The organism is Amycolatopsis sp. La24 (assembly GCF_029087445.1).
Taxonomy (GTDB): Bacteria; Actinomycetota; Actinomycetes; order Mycobacteriales; family Pseudonocardiaceae; genus Amycolatopsis; species Amycolatopsis nivea.
This window is the reverse complement of sequence record NZ_JARACH010000019.1, coordinates 76,275-96,785: the sequence shown is the minus strand read 5'-3', so window position 1 is coordinate 96,785 and position 20,511 is coordinate 76,275. Positions and strand designations below refer to the sequence as shown.

21 protein-coding genes are annotated in these 20,511 nt (G+C 67.1%); 10 read left to right on the top strand and 11 right to left on the bottom strand.

The annotated features are described in order from the left end of the window. Positions 1-99: 99 nt before the first annotated feature. On the bottom strand, positions 100-2,007 hold the full coding sequence (locus PUT80_RS19760; protein WP_275293066.1) for an FAD-dependent oxidoreductase: 1,908 nt from the start codon (positions 2,005-2,007) through the stop codon (positions 100-102). 90 nt (positions 2,008-2,097) lie between these two features. On the opposite strand from PUT80_RS19760, the gene PUT80_RS19755 reads away from it, so the two are divergent. Genes PUT80_RS19755 through PUT80_RS19745 form a run of 3 tightly spaced genes read left to right on the top strand, consistent with a single transcriptional unit; the run spans position 2,098 to position 3,554 of the window. After that, the gene (locus tag PUT80_RS19755) at positions 2,098-2,688 is read left to right on the top strand and encodes an XRE family transcriptional regulator (RefSeq protein WP_063697878.1); all 591 of its coding nucleotides are present in this window, start codon (positions 2,098-2,100) and stop codon (positions 2,686-2,688) included. Positions 2,689-2,718: 30 nt separating this feature from the next. Then, on the top strand, positions 2,719-3,063 hold the full coding sequence (locus PUT80_RS19750) for a metalloregulator ArsR/SmtB family transcription factor (protein WP_134669912.1): 345 nt from the start codon (positions 2,719-2,721) through the stop codon (positions 3,061-3,063). Beyond that, complete coding sequence (locus PUT80_RS19745; protein ID WP_037811858.1) at positions 3,060-3,554, top strand: SRPBCC family protein; 495 nt, start codon at positions 3,060-3,062, stop codon at positions 3,552-3,554. Before PUT80_RS19750 ends, PUT80_RS19745 begins: the two co-directional genes overlap by 4 nt. 610 nt (positions 3,555-4,164) lie before the next feature. Here PUT80_RS19745 and mptB read toward each other — a convergent pair. Continuing rightward, positions 4,165-6,153, bottom strand: a complete 1,989-nt coding sequence (gene mptB / locus PUT80_RS19740; RefSeq protein WP_275293065.1) for a polyprenol phosphomannose-dependent alpha 1,6 mannosyltransferase MptB — start codon at positions 6,151-6,153, stop codon at positions 4,165-4,167. Positions 6,154-6,671: 518 nt separating this feature from the next. Here mptB and PUT80_RS19735 point away from each other — a divergent pair. Both PUT80_RS19735 and PUT80_RS19730 read left to right on the top strand, forming a co-directional pair. Continuing rightward, a complete protein-coding gene (locus PUT80_RS19735) occupies positions 6,672-7,331 on the top strand; it encodes a response regulator transcription factor (RefSeq protein WP_037811855.1) in 660 nt (219 codons plus the stop codon). Positions 7,332-7,369: 38 nt separating this feature from the next. Beyond that, a complete protein-coding gene (locus PUT80_RS19730) occupies positions 7,370-8,377 on the top strand; it encodes a HAMP domain-containing sensor histidine kinase (RefSeq protein ID WP_275293064.1) in 1,008 nt (335 codons plus the stop codon). A gap of 1 nt (position 8,378) precedes the next feature. On the opposite strand, the gene PUT80_RS19725 is transcribed toward PUT80_RS19730, so the two are convergent. Beyond that, on the bottom strand, positions 8,379-9,242 hold the full coding sequence (locus tag PUT80_RS19725) for a 3-hydroxyacyl-CoA dehydrogenase family protein (protein ID WP_275293063.1): 864 nt from the start codon (positions 9,240-9,242) through the stop codon (positions 8,379-8,381). A gap of 99 nt (positions 9,243-9,341) precedes the next feature. On the opposite strand from PUT80_RS19725, the gene PUT80_RS19720 reads away from it, so the two are divergent. Then, positions 9,342-9,752: a hypothetical protein gene (locus PUT80_RS19720; RefSeq protein WP_275293062.1), complete on the top strand. Its 411-nt coding sequence runs from the start codon at positions 9,342-9,344 to the stop codon at positions 9,750-9,752. Here the strand turns inward: PUT80_RS19720 and PUT80_RS19715 are convergent. The 3 genes from PUT80_RS19715 to PUT80_RS19705 form a co-directional block, all read right to left on the bottom strand. Further along, positions 9,736-10,641, bottom strand: coding sequence for a carboxymuconolactone decarboxylase family protein (locus PUT80_RS19715; protein ID WP_275293061.1), 906 nt, complete (start codon positions 10,639-10,641; stop codon positions 9,736-9,738). The genes PUT80_RS19720 and PUT80_RS19715 overlap by 17 nt on opposite strands. A gap of 1 nt (position 10,642) precedes the next feature. Beyond that, a complete protein-coding gene (locus PUT80_RS19710; RefSeq protein ID WP_275293060.1) occupies positions 10,643-11,269 on the bottom strand; it encodes a TetR/AcrR family transcriptional regulator in 627 nt (208 codons plus the stop codon). A gap of 100 nt (positions 11,270-11,369) precedes the next feature. After that, positions 11,370-12,113: an SDR family oxidoreductase gene (locus PUT80_RS19705; RefSeq protein ID WP_275293059.1), complete on the bottom strand. Its 744-nt coding sequence runs from the start codon at positions 12,111-12,113 to the stop codon at positions 11,370-11,372. 91 nt (positions 12,114-12,204) lie between these two features. Between PUT80_RS19705 and PUT80_RS19700 the strand changes: the two genes are divergently transcribed. Further along, positions 12,205-12,813, top strand: coding sequence for a TetR/AcrR family transcriptional regulator (locus tag PUT80_RS19700; protein WP_037811843.1), 609 nt, complete (start codon positions 12,205-12,207; stop codon positions 12,811-12,813). Positions 12,814-12,816: 3 nt separating this feature from the next. Here the strand turns inward: PUT80_RS19700 and PUT80_RS19695 are convergent, their stop codons facing one another. Continuing rightward, a complete protein-coding gene (locus PUT80_RS19695) occupies positions 12,817-13,341 on the bottom strand; it encodes a TetR/AcrR family transcriptional regulator (RefSeq protein ID WP_238607929.1) in 525 nt (174 codons plus the stop codon). A 43-nt stretch (positions 13,342-13,384) separates the two neighbouring features. On the opposite strand from PUT80_RS19695, the gene PUT80_RS19690 reads away from it, so the two are divergent. Continuing rightward, the gene (locus PUT80_RS19690) at positions 13,385-14,359 is read left to right on the top strand and encodes an SDR family NAD(P)-dependent oxidoreductase (RefSeq protein ID WP_275293058.1); all 975 of its coding nucleotides are present in this window, start codon (positions 13,385-13,387) and stop codon (positions 14,357-14,359) included. 177 nt (positions 14,360-14,536) lie between these two features. Here PUT80_RS19690 and PUT80_RS19685 read toward each other — a convergent pair whose 3' ends face one another. Next, positions 14,537-15,637: a C40 family peptidase gene (locus PUT80_RS19685; protein WP_275293092.1), complete on the bottom strand. Its 1,101-nt coding sequence runs from the start codon at positions 15,635-15,637 to the stop codon at positions 14,537-14,539. Positions 15,638-16,338: 701 nt separating this feature from the next. Then, on the bottom strand, positions 16,339-17,286 hold the full coding sequence (locus PUT80_RS19680) for a nucleoside hydrolase (RefSeq protein WP_275293057.1): 948 nt from the start codon (positions 17,284-17,286) through the stop codon (positions 16,339-16,341). A gap of 52 nt (positions 17,287-17,338) precedes the next feature. Here PUT80_RS19680 and PUT80_RS19675 point away from each other — a divergent pair, with 52 nt between their 5' ends. Both PUT80_RS19675 and PUT80_RS19670 read left to right on the top strand, forming a co-directional pair. Further along, positions 17,339-18,094: an acyltransferase gene (locus PUT80_RS19675; protein ID WP_037712791.1), complete on the top strand. Its 756-nt coding sequence runs from the start codon at positions 17,339-17,341 to the stop codon at positions 18,092-18,094. Positions 18,095-18,160: 66 nt separating this feature from the next. Continuing rightward, positions 18,161-18,505, top strand: coding sequence for a nuclear transport factor 2 family protein (locus tag PUT80_RS19670; protein ID WP_275293056.1), 345 nt, complete (start codon positions 18,161-18,163; stop codon positions 18,503-18,505). A gap of 108 nt (positions 18,506-18,613) precedes the next feature. Here PUT80_RS19670 and PUT80_RS19665 read toward each other — a convergent pair whose 3' ends face one another. After that, complete coding sequence (locus PUT80_RS19665) at positions 18,614-19,138, bottom strand: GrpB family protein (RefSeq protein WP_275293055.1); 525 nt, start codon at positions 19,136-19,138, stop codon at positions 18,614-18,616. Positions 19,139-19,224: 86 nt separating this feature from the next. Further along, positions 19,225-20,481: a threonine ammonia-lyase IlvA gene (gene ilvA / locus PUT80_RS19660; RefSeq protein WP_275293054.1), complete on the bottom strand. Its 1,257-nt coding sequence runs from the start codon at positions 20,479-20,481 to the stop codon at positions 19,225-19,227. Positions 20,482-20,511: the final 30 nt, after the last annotated feature.

Here is a 20,511-nt window from a genome sequence, read left to right as displayed (position 1 = left end):
CCCCGACATGACGGCGCTGCCTCACGCCACCCCTCAGCAACCCAGCTGCGGCCGACCCCCGGTCTGGCAGGGTTGCCCGTAACCAGACCGGGGGAGCCGTCACCTCTTCCGAGCCACCAGCACGGTGTCCCGAACCACCATCTCCGCCCCGACCGCAGGCCTTTCACGATTGTCCGCGGCCACCGACGCCCACGACTGATCCAACGTCTCCGCCACTTCCTGCGCCGTGAACATCATGTCCGGCATGTGCGGCCGCCCGGCGTGATGATCCGCGGGGTCGTGCCCCACCACCAGCAGCGTGCCGCCCGGAGCCACCGCGTCCGCGAGCCGCGCGAACGCCACCGTCCGAGCCGCCGACGGAATGTGCAGGAAATGCGACGTCACCAGGTCGTACTTCGACTCGGGCACCCACTCACCCAAATCCGCCGCAACCCACGTGATCCGGTCCGCGACCCCGAGCTTCGCCGCCTGCACGCGTCCACGTTCGATGGCCGTCGTGGAGAAGTCGACCGCCGTCACGCGCCAACCCTGCTGCGCGAGCCACAGCGCGTCGCCACCCTCGCCACAACCGGCGTCCAGCGCGTGCCCCGGTTCGAGACCGCGAGCCTCGGTCACGAGCTGATCGTTCGGCCGTCCGCTCCACATTCCGTCCTGCGAGCGATACCGCTCCTCCCAGGAAGCCCGGTCGAACGGCGGTGCCTCCGCGTGGTGGTCGTCGGCTCGTGCGCCTTCGCGGTCTTCGGTGTGGTGCTCGTCGGCTCGTGCGCCTTCGCGGTCTTCGGTGTGGTGCTCGTCGGCTCGTGCGCCTTCGCGGTCTTCGGTGTGGCGCTCGTCGGCTCGCGCGCCCTCCTGGTCCTCGGTGTGGTGCTCGTCGGCTCGTGCACCCTCGCGGTCTTCGGCGTTGCGCTCGATGGCTCGCGCGCCGTCCCGCTCCTCGGTGCGGTGGTCGTTGGCTCGCGCGCCCTCGCGGTCTTTGGCTTGGTGCTCGTCGGCTCGTGCGCCCTCCCGGTCCTCGGCGAGGCGCTCGTTAGCCCGCGCAACCTCCCTCTCCATCTCATGCGAGAACGGCATTTCCCGCAGCCGCACGGCCTCCGCGGCCTCCTCCTCGACCAATTCGCCATTGATCGCCGCCCCGGCCATCAACCCCGCCGCCGCGGACACGACGACCTGCGCCCGCATGTCCGTGACGTTCCCCGCCACCCACAAACCGGGCACCGACGTCCGCCCAGCCGCGTCCGCGGGAACCCGCGTGCCGATCACGAAACCGTTGAACTCCACCGGTTCCGGCTCGATCCCGAGCGGCGCGAGAAAGTCCGCCCGCGTCCTGGCCGGCGCCGCGACCGCCAACGCCTCGCGCGCCACGACCTCGCCCGATTCGAGCCGCACCCCGGTCAGCTGGTCGCCCTCGGCCTCGACCGCGGCGACCGCCCCGTCCACGATCCGGATCCCGCGAGCCAGTAGCGGAGCCTCGTCGAAATCCCCGTGCGTGTGCCGGAAAACGACCACGTCGTCGGTCAGCTGCCGCCACATCAACGCCTGGTGCACGGTCATCGGACCGGTCGACAGCACGCCGACCGCACGGTCGCGGACCTCCCAGCCGTGGCAGTACGGGCAATGCAGCACGTCGCGCCCCCACCGCGCCGCCAGCCCGGCGACGTCGGGAAGCTCGTCGACGAGGCCGGTCGCGACCAGCACCCGCCGCGCGCGCGTGCGCCGCCCGTCGGCCAGCGAGATCTCGAACCCGTTGTCCCCCTTGGCAACCGAGGTCACCGTCGCCGAGACGACCTCGCCGCCGTACCCTGCCAGCTCCGCGCGCCCGAGCGAGAGCAACTCGGCGGGCGGCGTGCTCTCGCGGCCAAGATAGTTGTGCACGTGCCCGGCCGGCGCGTTGCGCGGCTCGCCGGAATCCACGACCAGCACCGACCGCCGCGACCGAGCGAGCGCCACCGCTCCGCTGAGCCCGGCCGCACCGCCGCCGACCACCACCACGTCGTACTTCTCGTCCACTGGATCCTCCTGTCAGTCCCCGTGCCACGGACTATCCGGAGAACGCGCCGACTTGACAAAGTTCTTTGCCGAAGTGGCAAATTGAACGGCATGAGCGAAGACGACCAGGACCTGGGCGACGTCCTGCACGCGGTCGGCCCGAGGCTGCGCGCCCTGCGCAAACAACGCAACGCGACGCTGACCGGCCTCTCGGAAACGACCGGCATCTCGGTGAGCACCCTGTCCCGCCTCGAGGCAGGCCAGCGCAAACCGACCCTGGAGCTGCTGCTGGCCCTGGCCCGCGCGTACCAGGTCCCGCTGGACGAACTGGTCGGCGCACCCCCGACCGGCGACCCGCGCCTGCACCCGAAACCCTTCGTCCGGCACGGCAGGACCTACCTGCCGCTCACCCGTCGCCCAGGCGGCCTGCGCGCCTACAAGATGATCCTCCCGCCAGAACGTTCGCCCGAACCCCCGGATCAGCGGGTCCACGAGGGATACGAGTGGATGTACGTCCTGTCCGGACAGCTGCGCCTGATGCTCGGCGAACACGACGTGATCCTCCGACCAGGCGAGGTCGCCGAGTTCGACACCCACGTCCCGCACTGGTTCGGCAACGCGGGGGAGGAGGTCTGCGAGGTCCTGGCCCTGTTCGGCCCGCAAGGAGAACGCTTCCACGTCCGCGCCCGTCCAGCCTCTTGACGCATACCCATATCGGCATATGATTGCCGCATGGCACGGGCAGCAACCACCGCGGACGTCTTCAACGCCGTCGCCGAACCACGACGCCGGGAAATCCTGGACGTCCTAGCCGAGGGCGAACGCCCAGTGAACGACCTGGTCCGCGTGCTGGGCTTAGGCCAACCGCAAGTGTCGAAGCACCTGCGAGTTCTGCGCGAGGTAGGCGCGGTCGAGGTAAGAGACGAGGGCAGGCAACGCCTCTACAGCCTGAACGGCCGCGCCCTCAAGCCGATCCACGACTGGGTACGCCGCTACGAACGCTCCTGGGAGGAACGGTTCGCCTCGCTGGACGCCGTGCTGGAAGAAATGGACACGACCGAGGAGGAAACCCCATGACCGACACGACGACCGGCACCGCGAAGGTGACGCTGCCCGCTGACGACCAAATCCTGATCACCCGCGACTTCGCCGCCCCGCGACAGCACGTCTACCGCGCCTGGACCACGCCGGAGCTGGTGAAACGCTGGTGGGCAGGCAAAGGAGGCACCGTGACGTCTGTAGACATCGACCTGCGCGTCGGCGGCCAATGGCGCTACGTGATGCTGGCGAACGGCAACTTCGAGGTCGCTTTTCACGGCGAGTACCGAGAGATAACGCCCAACGAACGCCTGGTCCACACCGAGGTCTACGAAACCCCCGGTGCCGAGGACGTGGAAGCCCCCGTGGTCACCGTGACGTTCGCCGAATCGGGCGGCCGCACCACAGTGACCATGCTGACCGAAACGCACACCAAGGAACTCCGCGACGCCATCCTGGAATCCGGTATGGAGGGCGGAATGCAGACGTCGATGGACGCACTGGAAGAAGTCGCGGTTTCGCTGAATTGAGCCGGCGGTTGTTTCTCGTTGACTCTCCTCCCTGGAGCCTGGCCCGGCTGAGCGCACGCACAACCTGAACCCGTGCTCAGCCAGCCATGCTCAGCGTCGTCGCTCTTCCGTGCCAGCACGACGGTCGCGCCACGCCCGGCTGAGCTCCCCAGCAATCGGTCTCGGCGGCGGTCATGCCCACACCGCCGGGCCCTCCGCCTACTCCCTTCCGTCCCACCTTTCACCTGCTCCCTTCCGCCCCAACTGTGCGGCCGCTGCTTGCCTTCGCACCTCCTTCTTCCGCGCTTCTTGTCGCAGGTTTCGTTGTCTGGCTGCGGTTTGTTGCCGGTTCGGCTGTCTGCTCGCTGCTCGCCGTGGCGCGGGTCGTCGAGCATTTCGCGGGCCGCCCGCACGCTGGTTTCGCCGCCTGGCTGCCGCTTACTACCGGTGCGACTGTCCGCACGTCTACTACAGGTGCGACTGTCCACGTGTCGCTTGCCGTACTACCGGTGCGGCTGTCCACGCGTCGCTTGCCGCTGGCCCTCCTACCCGGCTGCCGCCCATTATCGGCCTTGCTGTCCGGCTGCCGCCCATTGTCAGTCAAGCTACCCGGCGGCCGTCCATCGCTGGCCTAGCTGCTCGTGCGCCGCTCATTGCCGACCTTGCTGCTCGTGGGCCGCTCATCGCCGCCCCTGCTGTCCGTGCGCCGCTCGCTGCTGTCCTCGCTGTCCTCCCGTCGTCTGTCCTCGATCCTGCAGCCTGCGCACCGTCCGTCGATGGCTTGACTGTCCACTCGCCGCTTGTCGCCGATCCGCCTCTCTGCACACTGCTCGTCGCCCGCCTTGCAATCCGCCCGCTGCTCGCAGCCCCATCCGTCCGCCCGAAGCCAGGCCGGCACCCCCTCAGCATTGTCGATCACCGCCACGGCAGACCGCGGTGCAGTAACCGCAACACGGTCACGATCCTTGAACGCCACACTCAAGCCGGCACACAGACGCGCACGAATGGCAAGAAATCCATTGATGGGTAAAGAAGAACCTTCGAAGGTTGATGCCACCACTCTACCAGCCCCGGCATCACCCAACCGTGCGAACTTCCCGCGCGCAGTCAGCACGCCCACGGCGACCGACGCCACCGCTAGCACCCCAAACCCCCATGGTGGCAACAAACTCTTGCCATCAGGATGAGTGCTGACCACCAACCACATGGACGCAGCGGCCGCAGCGGCGACCCCAGAAAGAGGCCACGCAGCAGCACTTCCCAGAACCAACGGCCACGTGAAATACCAGGGAAGCGCCACCGGAGCCAGCACAACAGTCGTAAACAGCGCCACAGCAGCTCCGCGCACCGCACGCCCGCCACCCGCTCGCGAACGCCACCACAACCAGGCGACCACAACCACGAGCACAACGCATCCCACAATCCGGCTCACCGCAACAGCTTCCGCCGGATCGCCTGCCAGTAAGCCCACGATCTTCCCGGCCGACGTCGAGGCCGACAACCACGGTTCGAGCTCCGAATTTCCGCTCAACGCACGAATCCACCCGAGGCTGACCCCGGCGAAGACACTGCAGAGACCCATCGTGACGACCACAATGGACATCGCGGCGATGAGCGTGAATCCGTAGCCACGAACGGAAAACTGCCCACCCGATCGACGACGTGCCCACTCCCACCAGAGAAACGGCAACGCCGCCGCAGCCGGAACTTTCACCGCCGCAGCAAGTGCTACCAAGACGAACCCCAACCCTGGTACAGTGGTGATCACCAACGCCGCGCCCGCACTCAAGAGCCCGATCATCAGCAAATCGTTGTGCCCGCCTGAAACCACGCACAGCACCGTCAACGGGTTCGCAGCCGCCATCCACAGTGCGCATTCCGGCCGCGCGCCCAGTCGTCGGCACAAGATCGGCACAGCGACGCACATCAGCGCCAAACCCGCCGTCATGGCAAGGCGGGTCAGCAGCGCCCCGAGAATCACGTTGTCACCAGTTACCGAGAGGACGCTTTTCACGATCAGGATATGCAACGGCCCATAAGGCGACGGAATACGCAGCCAGCCGCCAGCCGCATTGTCAGTGATCGGACCCGGAAAGTTCGCCGCAACGCGGGTGTAGGGATCAAACCCGGACTGTGCCACCACGCCCTGTGCGAGGTACGTGTACAAGTCCGTGCTGAACAACGGCGGCGCGCAAAGCAGCGGTGCGCACCACATCCAGGTGGTCCGCACGATCTTTCGCGCGTCCGCCTGCCCAGCACGCGCGGAGTGTCCTAATCGGACCCAAGCTGATACCAGGAGGAAAATGCCGAGATAGAGAACAGCAGTCGCCAGCAGGCGGCCATGGCCGAAGCGCACGGCGCTGAACACGGTTCCGGACAGCACAGGATCATGCGGCACCGTCGCGCCCGCGCCGAACGCTCCGAGCGAAACCAGGACCGATCCAGCGAGCCCAACAGCAGGCGCTCCGCGTCTGGGAAACCGCGCAGCCAAGGTGCGTTTCGCGGAGCGCGCCGAGACGGAAGCGCTTCTTCCGGCGAACGCTGGTGTGGACACGCGTTTCCCGGCGAGACCGGCGGCAGACGCGCTCGCTCGAGAAGACCTCGCGGTAAAGGCGCGCATTCTCGGGAGCGCAGAGGTAGCCGCGTGTCTTCCGGCGGCCTTCGGGGCTGGCGCGTGTTTTCCAGCGACTCGTGCGTCAGGCCAGGCCCGTGCGATCGATCCGAGCCACGCCACGAATCCGAACGGCCCAAGGAGCCTAGGCTGCGCCAAGAATCCAGACGGTTCGAGCCGTCCGGCGCTCCCTGTGCCTGCTCCGGACGAGAAACTGGACGCGGCCACCGCAACCCGGCTGAGTGGTCTGACCGGCGAGGTGCATCGGCCAAGAGCGCGCGGCTCGAGCAGTGCACGGGACCGGGCTCGCACACTCGGCTCGCGCTGTGTCCTGCGCGGAAATCGCACGGCGGACCAGAATCTCGCGACAGAGCCGCCTGTCCCTGCGACCCGTGCACCAGACGCGCGTTTCCCGGCGAAGATCATCCCGCAGGTCTAGTCAGCGCGTGGTCCCGGGCAGTTAAGATCGGCGTTTATCCGGTCTTTATCCGTTCGGCGTTGTACTGGCGCTCGTGAGGAGAAGCTGAATGCGAGTGCTCGTGGCCGAAGACGAGCGGATGCTGGCCGACTCCGTCACGGAGGGCTTGCGGCACCTCGGCATGGCAGTCGACGTTTGCTACGACGGCGACGCCGCGCTCGAACGCGTCGCCGTCCATCGGTACGACGTCGTGCTGCTGGACCGAGACCTGCCGCGGGTGCACGGCGACGAAATCTGCCGAAGGATCGCCGGCGACGGCAGCGAGACCCGGGTGCTGATGCTGACCGCCGCGGCGGGTATTCGCGACCGGGTCGAAGGGCTCGGTCTCGGCGCGGACGATTATCTCACGAAGCCGTTCGCGTTCGCCGAACTCGTCGCCAGGGTGCACGCCCTGGCGAGGCGAGCACGACCCTCGTTGCCGCCGGTGCTGCACGGCGCGGGCGTCGAGCTGGACCCAGCCAAGCGGTTCGCGTCGCGCGACGGTCGGCCGTTGTCCTTGTCTCCCAAGGAATTCGCCGTGTTGGAGGTGCTGCTGCGGGCCGAGGAGCGGGTCGTCAGCCCGGAAGAGCTGCTGGAGAAGGCATGGGACGAACACGCCGATCCGTTCACGAACACAGTGCGGATGACGGTCATGACGCTGCGGAAGAAACTCGGCCCGCCGCCGATAGTCCACACGGTTCCCGGCGCTGGCTACCGTTTGGCTACCTGAAACGGGCCCGAGCCTCGCTGCGCGGTCGCATCGAGCTGGTGTTCCTCGGCGGGCTGCTGGTCGCGCTGGTCCTGGCGTACCCAGTCGGCAAAGGAGTCTCCATGGTGCTCGGGACCTACGTGGACACTTCGTTCTGCCCGCGCGGTACCGCCTGCCGAAACCCGCTGGGCACGATCTTGTGGTTCCTGCCGCTGGCCCTCGTCGTCATTCTGGCGATCCGCAGCTGGCGCCCGGTGGTGTCGTGGGTGGTGCGGCCGTTGCTGGATCTTTCGTCCACCATCGACCAGCTCGGGCCGCGGAACCTGGGGCAGCGCATGCCGCCGCACCAGACCGAGCGCGAGCTGCGGGTCCTCTCGACAGCGGTCAACGGAATGCTCGACCGCGTCGCGGCCGGCTTCGAAGGTCAGCGCCGATTCGCGGCGAACGCGTCGCACGAGCTGCGCACGCCGCTCGCGGTGCAGCGGACGCTCGCGGAGGTCGCGATCGTCACCGGCGGGGGAGAGGACGTGCGGCGGCTCGCGGCGCAGCTGCTCGTCGTCAACGAACGCAACGAGCAGCTGATCGAGGGCTTGCTGGTGCTGGCCGAAGCCGACCGCGGACTGCCCGGCATGGTCCCGGTCCGGCTTGACGAGCTGGTGGACGCCGTCGTCACCCGGTACGGCGATCAGCTGACCGAGCACGAACTGACCCTGCGCCACCACTCGGCCGAGCGCACGGTGCCCGGCGATCCCGTCCTGCTCGAACGGATGATCGCCAACCTCGTGCACAACGCGATCAAGTACAACCGGCCCGGCGGGTGGGTCGAGGTGAACGTCGGCGGCGAACCGGCGCTGAGCGTCCGCAACTCCGGTGACCGCGTGCCTGCCGAGGCAGTCGATTCGCTCTTCCAGCCGTTCCGCAGGCTGACCGACGAACGCCTGAACCATCGCGACGGAGCCGGCCTCGGTTTGTCGATCGTGAACTCGGTAGCCACCGCACACCGCGGTCGGGTGTCCGCGGTCGCGGTGCCGGACGGCGGGCTGCGGGTCGACGTCGTGCTGCCGTGATTCAGCCGTACGTGTAGAACCCCTCGCCGGTCTTGATCCCGAGCTTCCCCGCGTCGACGTAGCTGCGCAGCAGGTCCCGCGGCCCGGCAGACAGGTGCGGATTCTCGTCCGCGTAATGGTTTTCGATGTCCAGCACGACGTCCAGGCCGACCTGGTCCATCATCTGGAATGGCCCGTACGGCAGATGCCAGTTGATCTTGAACATCCCGTCCACGTCCTCCGGCCGCGCGACACCCTCCGCGACGACGGCCAGCGATTCCCGTTTGATCGCCGCCCACACGCGGTTGAAGATGAAGCCGACGCTTTCCTTTCGCGCCTCGAACGGATGAATGCCGAACTCCGGCAGCACTCCGAGCAGCGTGTCGAGCACGGTCCGGCCGGTTTCGCCGTCGGACATGAGGTCGACCGCGTTCGCCGTCGGTGGCATGTAGAAGTGGATGTTGCACAGCCGCGATTTGTCGCGCACCTTCTCGGCCATCATCCGCGACGGATACGACGACGAGTTCGTCGCGAAGATGGTGTCGGCGGGCGCGGCTTCGTCGATTTGGCCCCACAGCGGGATTTTGATGTCCAGTCGCTCTGGCACCGCCTCCACGACCAGCCACGCGTCACGTAGCGCGTCCTCGATCGACGCCGCGTCCTCGACCTGGCCGACTTCGCCGCTGCCGCGTTTTTCCAGCAGGACAGGCAACGCTTCCGCCACGTATTCCGCCGCCGCGGCGACCTGTTCGGCGCTCGGGTCGCTGATCCGCACGGTCCCGCCGCGCGAGGCGAACATCAGCGCGATGCGCCTGCCCAGCGTCCCGGCACCGAACACGGTGACCGGCCGGTCGCGGATCTGGTCGAATGTGTACGCGTACGGCATGGCGGCTCACCTTTCGATCTTGAGCCAAGAAGACCACCCGTCCTCGCCCGCCGCAATTCCGCGTCCACCGCCGGGGGATCGGCCGCGTAGAATGCGGCGGTGGTCGAGGTTCGCGAGGTTCGCCGTCTCTGTTACGACTTCGCCCGGAGCACCGGCGGAACCCTGACCGATTTCCGCGTCCCGGCCGTCACGCCGAACTTTTGGCAAGCCGTCATCGAGTATCCCGACCGCACGGTCTCGGTCGTCGCCGCCAACGACGCACCGGTGATCGCGCTCGCTCGGCCCCGCTCGTTCGACTTCACGCCAGCGCGGGAATGGGGCCCGCTGGAGTTCGTCGACGAACCGGACCTGATCGCGGTGCTGGCGCAAACAGAGCAGTTCCAAGTGCTCACGCCAGCCGACCTCGATCGGCCCTTCGTCGCCAAAGATTGGCCACACCTCATGCGGTCCGACGTCGCGTACTGGAAACCATCGACCGTCGGCGAAGCCCTGTTCAATTACTGGGACTGACCTCCCGAACCCCGGTCAGCGGAAAGGTACCGCCACCGGACACCGTGACGGAGCCGGAGAACAGATCCCCGTCAACCGTGCCGGTCACGCTCACCTCGAAGCGCGCCGGATCAGTCACCAGCGCGGTAAAGGCGACCTCTTGGCCGTCGACCGTCCCCGACACGATGGGGACCGTGACCTTCAGTTGAGTGTCAAAAATGGAACCGGACACCTTGGTGCCGTCGGTTGCGAGTTCGAGGAGCAGGTCTTTGCTCCCCGCCGGATGTGTGAACGTGATCTTCCAGCTGCCATCCGGGCCGGTTTCGCCGCTGGCGGGCCAAACCTGCTGAGAAGCGACAGCCACCGGCACCGGAGGATCGCCGAGTGCCGGTTGCCCAGGCTTCACCGGAACGCCCGCGGAATTCAGAAACCCCGCCATCATCCGGTAGTAGCCGACCAGGAACAGAATCTCGATGATCTCGGCATGGTCGCGAGTCGCAGCAAGAGCGGCCCAGGTTTCGTCGGACACAAAGACATTCGCGCACAACTCGTCGACGGCACGCAGCACCGCGTCGTCCTCGGGCGGCCAACTGGCGTCCGGATCGGAGAGAGCCGCGATTTCCGCCTCCGTCGCGCCGCCGCCGAGCGCGGCCGGCGCATGGTTGGCCCACTCGTACGGTGCGTCGCACCGCAGCGCGACGCGAAGAATCGCCAGCTCGCGGATCCGCGGATGCAGTTTTCCCTGGCTCAACAGGTAAGCGCCCAACGCACCGGACGCCTGCATCACTTCCGGCGCACGGGCGAGAACCTGGATCACGGTTTCCGCACCGAGTTTCGCCAGCTTTTGCTGATCAGGATCCATCTCGTCGAGTTCGAGCGGCGGGATGCGGGGGATCGTCGCGTGCGGCATGTCAGTTTCCTTCCGCGGGCAGGCGGTCGAGCGCCGCCTGCGCTTCCTCGAGGCTGAGCTGCGGATGCGAGTAGATGTCGATCAGCGCCCGGGCAAGCATGTTGTCGCCAGCCGGGCTGAGGATGTCGATGCCCGCCGCACGGGAAATGTGCTGGTGCAGCACGGTGATCGACAACGCCATCGCGGTGCCGATCGCGGCACGGACCTTGGGCTCGACTGTCGGCGGATCCGTCCGTTGCCGATCAGCGGCGACGAGCCGGTTCGTGCCGAGTTCGACCATCTCGTCGAACAACGGCGCGACGCCGCCCTCGACGAGCGCCCGGACGAGATAGTCGCGGTACGGCCCGACAGCGACCCGCGCCGCCGCGACAGGATTCGCGGTGACGCTGGTGGCCAGGTCGTCCGGCACCTGGTCGTTGAGTTCGCGGAGGAGCTTGATCAGGTGCGCGTCGCACGCCTCGCGGAGCGCCTGTTTGGACCCGAAGTGGTGCCGCACCAATCCCAGTGACACCCCGGCTTCCACCGCGATGCCGCGGATCGTGGCGCGCTCGAAGCCGTGCTCGCCGAAGTGCCGCATCGCCGCGTCGCGGATACGGGCACGCGCGGTCAGGTCGTCGGGGTCGGTCATGACATCTTCGCTATACGCATGAACAGTACGCTACACGCATGTATAGCCTTCGCGCTACTGTGAAGCGGCGGGAACGCCGTTGTCCCCGCGCTGACGCTGGTCAGAACTGCTTTTCGCCGCCGTCGACGTAGATGTTCGCGCCCAGGATGAAACTGCTCTGCTCCGACGCGAGGAACAGCACGGCGTCCGCAACCTCGCGCGGCGTTCCCATCCGTCCAAGCGGAACCCGTGCCGCGAAACTCGCCCGAGCCTCGTCGACCTTGTCCGCGCCGACCGCCTTCTCGAGCACCGGCGTGTCGATGGTGCCGGGCGATACCACGTTGACCCGGATGCCGCGGTCCTTCAGCTCGTTCGCCCAAGTCCGGGCGTAGGAACGGAGGGCAGCTTTCGACGCCGAATACGTTCCGAACGACACGAGACCGTCATCGGCGCGCACTGACGAATTCAAGATCACCGATGCACCCTTGTTGAGCAGCGGCAACGCTTTCTGCACGGTGAAGAGCGTGCCGCGAACGTTGGTGGTGAAGACCTGATCGAAGTGTTCCGGAGTGGTCTCCTCCAGGCTCGCAAAAGATCCCGCCGCCGCGTTGGCGAAAACGATGTCGAGTCCTTTGTCCCGGGCGCGAACCGCGTCGTAAAGCCGATCGAGGTCGCCCAGATCGGCGATGTCACCCGCAGCCGCGGTGGCCGAACCGATGGACTTCGCGGCCTCGTCCAGCGCGCCCTGACTCCGGCCGGTGATGAAGACATGCGCGCCCTCGGCAGCGAGCCGTTCGGCCGCGGCCAGGCCGATCCCGCTGCTTCCGCCGGTGACGACCGCTGTCTTGCCCTCGAGCTGTCCCACTGCTGACCTCCGAATTATTCGGTACCGATCGGTACTTAAAGCGACCGTAGCACTTCTGAACCGATCGGTACTGAAGGGGTATGCTGGCGAGGTGACCACTCAGGACAAGGCGCAGATCGGCCGACCGCGCGGATTCGACGCCGACGAGGCGCTCCGGCGCGCCATGCTGGTGTTCTGGGAGCAGGGCTACGAAGGGGCCAGTCTGGCCGATCTGACCGGGGCCATGGGCATCACAAAAACCAGCATGTACGCGGCTTTCGGCAACAAAGAGCAGTTGTTCCGCAAGGCTCTGGCGCTCTACGACGAAGGCCCCGCTTCCTACGGCCCGCGAGCCTGGGCCGAGCCGACTGCCGCCAAGGTGGCCGCCGCGATACTCAACGGCGCCGTCCGAGCGACCACCAATCCCGATTGTCCGCCCGGCTGCCTGGGCGTCCAAGGCTCATTGGCTGCCGGCGAACTAGGCCACCCCGCGCGCGAATTGCTCGTAGAGTGGCGAAACGCCGCGCGCCGAGCCCTGGAGAAGAGATTTCGACGCGCCATCGATGAACACGATTTGCCGCCAGGTGCCGACCCGGCACGGCTGGCCCGCTACGTCATGACGGTCGCGTTCGGAATCGCCGTCGAAGCGGCAAGCGGCGCAACCCGAGAAGAACTGCAGGAAGTCGCCGACGCGGCCCTGTGCAACTGGCCGCCTGCCTGAGCTTCAGCCTTTGCAGTAAAGGTCGACCGCGATGGTCATCCGAGCGCGAAACTCGTCGCGGGTGTCCGCGTCGTACTTGATCCCGATCGCCGTGCTGATCAATGTCCCAGCGACGTCGTCGGGTGAGCGCCCCCCAATCGCGTCGATGACGAGCGCACGGAACCGCTTCGGATACTCAGCCGGCATCGTGCCGAGCAGATCGGGATTCGAGTCGATCAGAACACCGATCTCCGCAGCCATCGGCCCCACGTAGCGACCGGCCCAGTGGTCGAACGCCTCGATCAGCCGCTCGCGAAGCGGTTGCCGCAAATCGGCGAGAGCGACCCTAGCTGCCTCGATGCTGCCGTCGAGCGAATGCCGCACGGTCGCGCGGAACAGCTCCGGCTTGGACGAGAAGTAGAAGTACAAGCCAGGACGCGAGATGTCCGCGGCCTTCGCGACGTCGTCCATGGACGCCTTGCGATAGCCGTAGCGCGCGAACACCTCCAGCGCCGAATCCAGTACGTGCGTGCGCCGATCACTGCCCATGGACACACTATACAAACCACGTACAATGCGTATAGTTCGAAGGGTGTCTCAATCCTCCTTGATCCGCACGGCCTTCGACGCCGCCAGCACCGCCGATGACGTCATCGCAGGCCAGAACCTCACCGGTGTCCGCGCAATCGTCACTGGCACCACGTCCGGCCTCGGCCGCGAAACAGCCCGCGCGCTCGCCTCCGTCGGCGCGGACGTCACCCTGGCCGTACGCAACACCGCCCTCGGCGCAAACGTCGCCGAGGAGATCACCGCCTCCACCGGAAACCGAGCCGTCCGCGTCGCCCACCTCGAACTGGCCGATCTCGCCACCGTCACCCGCTTCACCGCACGCTGGGACGGCCCGCTGCACCTGCTGATCAACAATGCCGGCGTCATGCGTCCGACCCTGGGGCGCACTCCACAGGGTTGGGAACTGCAGTTCGCGACCAATCACCTCGGCCACTTCGCGCTGGCACTGGGCCTGCACGACGCCCTGGCCGCAGGCGCGAATCAGCGAGGAACGGCCCGGATCGTCGCGGTGACCTCCGGCGCGCACATGTACTCACCCGTTGTCTTTGATGACATCCACTTTACCCGCCGAGCCTACGACCCCCAATTGGCTTACGGGCAGTCGAAAACGGCCAACTCGCTGTTCGCCGTCGAAGCGACCCGCCGGTGGGCAGCCGACGGAATCGTCGCCAACGCGGTCAACCCCGGCGGGGTTTCCACTGGCCTGCAACGGGATTTCACCCAAAACATGAAGAACCACTTGGACCGGCTCGAAGCCGCCGGAGTCTTCGCCTACAAGACCGTCGAACAAGGCGCGGCCACCACTCTCGTCGCCGCGACCGCCCCGGAATTCGCCCATAACGGTGGCCATTACCTGGACGACGGCAACGAATCCCCGACCGTTCCCGACGACGTCGACCTGGCTGGCAACAGCCACTCCGTCAAACGCTGGGCCCGCGACGCCTCGGCCGCGCAGCAGCTGTGGGAGGTGTCCCTAGACCTGGTCCGTCAACGCTGACGAGGCCCGCTGGAGATCCAACACCGTCAGAGAAAAGCACGTCTGTTGCCACAAGCGCGTGTCTCACGTTCGCTCGGTTTTCGCCGTGCACACGACAGATTGAGCCGCGGACCTGTGGTTGCCATCGCAGGTCGCACCAATCCGCGGAACGGCATTCTCGAGAGATCACCGCGCAAGTCAGGCCGTCGGCCGCCCCGCACCCGCGTAGTCGTCGCCGGGCTTTCGATACGGATGGACTTGCACCGCCTGCCCAGTCTGCGGCGCGTCGATCATCTGCTGATTTCCGATGTACAGCCCCACGTGATGGATCTTCGTAGTGGGCGCACCGTAGAAGATCAAATCGCCCAACTGGGGCTCGCTCACATGGGGAACGCTGCGGAACTGTGTATCCGCCGTCCGCATCAGCTTGACGTCAGCGCTCGCGTAAGCAGCGGTCGTCAGACCGGAACAGTCGAAGCCCGGATCGGCGTCTCGAGTGCCGTTGCCGCCCCAGACGTAAGGCAGACCAATCTGGTCAATCGCGAAGTCGACCGCAGTGAGCACCGCGGGATTAGGCGGCTGATCGCTCTGGCCAACCGTGCCGTAGACGTTGGTCGTCGCAAGCGTCCGATGCAAGACGACCGGCGCCGGCTCCAACGTGGCGACCCCGTTCCACCAATCTGTCGCCAGATCGCGGCCATTCGCACAGAGCGCGCGCCCAGCCGTGAGCGCCGAGTCATCGATGTTCTGAATGTCAGGCTTGCCGCCGGACGCACTGCGCTGCCACTTGCTCCACACCGCAGGAGAGAGCTGCAACGGCCCCGCTGCCCCCGGCGTCGAAACAGGCCGGTGATAGAAGTCGAGAACCTCCACCGTGCCAAGCGGTTTCGCGAGAGTCCCGTTTTCCCCGACCCGATTACCCTGCGCCCGCCCATGATCGCTGGTGATCTTCCCGATCGCGGCGAGGGTGATCCAGGACAGGTGACAGTCAGGCTGCTCCTTGCTGAGCGTGACGGTCGCCTGCGCGTACCCGTTCATCGCCCGCAACGGGATATCGAGCCACTGACTGGTCCGCGACGCCCACGCCCCGAACTCCCCGGCCCGCGGCACCCCAGGCTGGGACGGCACCACCGACGTCGGCGCAGTCGCGACCGGAGCCGTCTTCGAGGTACTCGGAACCAATGACGACGTCGCCGCGACGTTCCCGGAATTCGCATCACCGGCACCGCCGCCCGGCAAAACCCGCACCGCGACAACCAACGCCGCGACGACGACCACAACCGCCGCCAACGTCACCACGGCCCGCCGATTCCGCGCGAGAAAACCCTGCCTCGCCGAACGCGCGCCTCCTTCGCCCTCCGAGGCTTGGCCCCCGTCGCCATTTAACGGCGACGCACTGGTCAGCTCAGGCGAGTCGCCTTCCCTCGACGACTCGCCAGCCAGCCCGGAGGTTTCGCCACTCAGCGGCGACTCGCTGGTCGACCCAGCATTTTCGCCACTCGATGGCGACGATTCACCGATCGACGAAGGACCGGAGCTGCCCGATTCGCCGTTCACTGGCGATGCCTCACTGGCGGACGAACGACCTGCGCTGACTGTTTCGCCACTCAGCGGCGACACGCTGGTTGATCCCGGATTTTCGCCACTCGTTGGCGACGATTCGCGGACTGACGAAGGACCGGAGCCGGCTTGTTCGCCGTTCACCGGCGATGCCTCACTGGCGGACGAACCACCCGCGTCGACTGTTTCGCCACTCAGCGGCGACACGCTAGTCGACCCAGGATTTTCGCCACTCGCTGGCGAAGATTCACCCACCGACGAAGGACCGGAGCCGCCCGATTCGCCAGTAACCGGCGACGCCCCACCGGCGAACGAAGGACCGGAGCCACCCGATTCGCCGCTAACCGGCAACGAACCCGCGCCCCCAGGCTCCCCACCGGCCACCGCACCAGGCGTGACCTGCGATTCGCCATCCAGCGGCGATCTCCCGGCCCCGTCCATCACCGGCCCCCGGCGAGTCTCGACAGCACGAACTCGCGCAGCACATCCAGTTCCGTATCCACCGCCACCTCGATCGGCCGCCCCGTCGACCTGTTCGGGACCGCCCGCCGGTCGACGATCGTCATGCCGCGGGTCGGGCCGAGGCCGGCGTCGATGTCGACCGGGTAGGTCTCCGTGCGCAGGATGCCCGGGCGGATCGCCTCGGCGACGGCCACCGCGTCGTGCATGACGATGCCTTCGTAGCCGAGCACCTGGCGGTAGTGCGCCAGGTAGTCCGGAGTGAACGAGTTCAGCGCCTGCCCGACAGGTCCGGACGCGGCGAGTTTCGCCAGCCACGTGCTGTCGACCGCGCACCGGTGGGTGAGATCGAGGGGGACCATCACGCACGGGACGTCGTCCTCGGCGATCACGCGTCGGGCCGCGTCTGGGTCGGCCCAGATGTTGAATTCGGAGACCGCGGTCGAGTTGCCGAGGGCGATCGCTCCGCCCATCAGGACGATGCGCGCGATCTTCGAACGCACCCCGGGGTGGGCAGCGAGCAGGGCGGCGATGTTCGTGAGCGGGCCGATCGGCGCGATGGTCACCGGTTCGTCCGAGGCTTCGAGCAGCGAGACCATCAGGCTGACCGCGTCGGAATCCTCGAGCGGACGGGTGGCGTCGGGCAGCGAAGCGGCGTGCCCGGAAAGTCCGTCGGAGCCGTGGACGGTGCTCGACCGGTGCAGCTCGCGGTACAGGAGCGGCCGCGAGGCACCCGCGGCGACCGGGACGTCCGGGCGGTCGCACATCTGCAGCAGCCGGCGCGCGTTCGAGGTGGTCGTTGCCAGCGGTACGTTGCCGAACACGGTCGTCACGCCCAGCAGGTCGACGTCCGCCGACCTCGCGGCCAGTGCGATCGCGAAAGCATCATCGACGCCGGGGTCGGTGTCGATGATCAGCTTGGTCCCCATCCTGCTCCCCTTGCGTGTGGCCGGCCGTCGTCCACAGGTTACGGTCAAGGGCATGACGTCGATGTGGGGTGCGCCCGCGTTGTCGCGCGTGCGCGCCTGGCGGCGGGCCCGGCGGGACCCGCACCAGGCGAAGTTCCTGACGGCCGACTCGCTGCGCTGGATCCTGCGCAATCGCGCGTACACGCCGTGGTACCTCGTGCGCTATTACCGGCTGCTGAAATTCCGCATCGCGAACCCGCACATCATCCTGCGCGGCATGCTGTTCCTCGGCAAGAACGTCGAGATCCACTGCCGTCCCGGATACGGCCGGATGGAGATCGGCCGCTGGGTGCACATCGGCGACGGCAACGCCATCCGCTGTCACGAGGGGTCCCTTCGCATCGGCGACAAGTCGGTATTCGGACGGCAGAACGTGATCAACTGCTACCTCGATATCGAGCTCGGCGCCGCCACGCTCGTCGCCGACTGGGTGTACATCTGCGACTTCGACCACGTGACCGCGGACATCCACGTGCCGATCAAGGACCAGGGCATCGTCAAGTCGCCGGTCCGGATCGGCCCGGACACGTGGCTCGGCACGAAGGTCAGCGTCCTCAAGGGCACGCGCGTCGGCCGCGGCAGCGTGCTCGGTGCGCACGCCGTCGTGCGCGGTGACATCCCGGACTACTCGATCGCGGTTGGTTCACCGGCCCGGGTGGTCCGCAACCGCGAGGACGACTACGCCGCGGATGCGGCCCGGCGTGAGGCCGTCGCGGACATGGCGCGCAAGGCGAACAAGGCACTGCAGAAAACGCTCGGCGACAGCTGACACCAGCGCAGTCGCACGTCGATTTCGGCGGCGAAAACAACCTGACAGCGTCGATAGCCTCGCCTTATGAGCGAAGCCCTCAGCCGACACGTCGCAGCCTTCAACAACCGTGACTTGCAAGGCCTCCTCGACGGCTTCACCGAGGACGCGGTCTGGATCACCGGCAGCAGCGTCGTGCGCGGACGCGAGGAACTCACCGAGTTGTTCAGCGGTGCCATGGAACAACTTCTTCCGACGCTGACGGTCGAGAACGTTCTTGCGGACGGTGATCAGATTGCCGCCCAATTGACCGAACAGCTCACCCACAACGGCGAGAACCAGGTTTTCGCCATCGCCGGGTTCTATCGGCTGTCCGGAGACCGCATCAAGTCGGCGAAGATCTACCGCGAGGGCAGCGCCGAACTCGACTGACCGGTGTTGCCGTTTTTTGGCGAATCGCGCTGACCTGCGGAAACGTGAGCCCGTGCAGCCCGATTAGCCGGTCGGCGGCAGGGGAGCGGCCTACCTGGACGCCCGTGACTAGCCGTCCCGGCCCGATGGCTCCGACAGCGCCTTCGCCACTACATCGTCGATGAAGGCGGTCTTCGCTGAGGTGTAAGCAGCGCGGTCGGTGCGGAAGCGATGGGCGAGTGAGCGCTTCAGCGTCGCGTAGGCCTGCGCCGTGCTCGGGTGGGTGCGCAGGAAGTCCCGGAACGCGAGTACCCGAGCGAGATTCTCGTTGTCGGCTGCGCAGACGTAGAGGTGGTGCGGTGGGCTGTCCGGAGGCCAAGCGAAGGCTTCTCGACCGGAAATGCCGAGATCGCCTCTATGCCGATAGCCGATCGCCTGAAAACTGGCGACAACAGCAGGCAGATCGTCGCGGGTGGCGATCACGACGGCCAGGTCGATGATCGGTTTAGCGGCCAGCCCGGGGACCGCGGTGCTGCCGACATGCTCGACGCGTTGCGCGAGTCCGCCCACCTCCGCGGTGATGCGGTCGCTGAGGCTGGCGAAGACCTGAGGCCATCGTGGGTCGTAGTCCACGATCTCGACTGGCGCGTCCACTCAGATCGTCCTCGTGGCTCGTGCTCTCGTCGGGCCACCCATCGCCTGGTCACGGCTTCACAGGGCGTCGGGTGGACACCGGTGCCTCAGAGCAGGAAATGGAACAACGGACTCCCCGGCTCCACCCGCTCGACCTGCAGCGGGCTCTTCTCCAGCCGCGCCAGCAACCCGGGCAGGTCCGCGCGCCGCGGGATCTCGACGCCGATCAGCGCCGGCCCGATCTCCCGGTTGTTGCGCTTCACGTACTCGAACCGCGTGATGTCGTCCTCCGGCCCGAGGATTTCGTCAAGGAACCGCCGGAGCGCGCCGGGTTCCTGCGGGAAGCTGACGAGGAAGTAGTGCTTCAGCCCCTCGTGCATCAGCGAGCGCTCGAGGACTTCGCTGTACCGGCTGACGTCGTTGTTGCCGCCGGACACGATGCACACCACCGTCTGCCCCTGCTCGACCTGCACGCTGGTCCCGAGCGAAGCGGCCGCGAGCGCACCCGCGGGTTCGGCGATGATGCCGTCCGACTGGTACATCGACAGCATCTCCGTGCACACCGCGCCCTCGGCGACGGACGTCAGGTCCGCGCCGCTGTCGCGGACCAACGGGAACGTCACCTGGCCAGCCTCGCGCACCGCGGCACCGTCCACGAACGGGTCCACCGCGTCGATGCGCACCGGTTCGCCCGCTTCAAGAGCCGCCGCCATGCACATCGCACCTGCCGGTTCGACGCCGACGACCCGGATGTCCGGATGCCGCTCGCGAACCCACGTCGCGATCCCAGCCAGCAACCCTCCGCCGCCGACAGGCACCACCAGGACATCCGGCACGAAGCCGAGCTGCGAAACCACTTCAAGCGCGACAGTGCCCTGACCAGCGACAGTGCGTACGTCGTCGAACGCCGGCACGAGCGTGGCTCCAGTGCGGTGGGCGTCATCCTTAGCCGCAGCGAAGGCGTCTTCGTAGGTCTCGCCGACGACGATGACCTCGATGTGCGCGCCACCGAGAGCCGCAATGCGTTCACGCTTCTGCCGAGGCGTCGTGCCCGGCACGTACACGCGACCGTTCGCCCCTAAGCGGCGACACGCGTACGCGACGCCTTGTGCGTGGTTGCCCGCGCTCGCGCAGACGACACCGCGCTCCCGCGTCGAAGCGTCGAGCTGCACGATGAAGTTGTACGCGCCGCGGATCTTGTACGAGCGGACCGTCTGCTGGTCTTCGCGCTTAAGCCAGACGCGCGCGTCTACGCGGGACGAGAGACGCGCGTTGGGCTCCAGGGGCGTACGTGTGACCACGCCCGCGAGCCGTTCGGCGGCCTGTTCGACCAGTTCTGCGTTCACCGTGTCGATGTCGTGCACTCGGGTGAATGTACTTCGCACCCGGTGAAC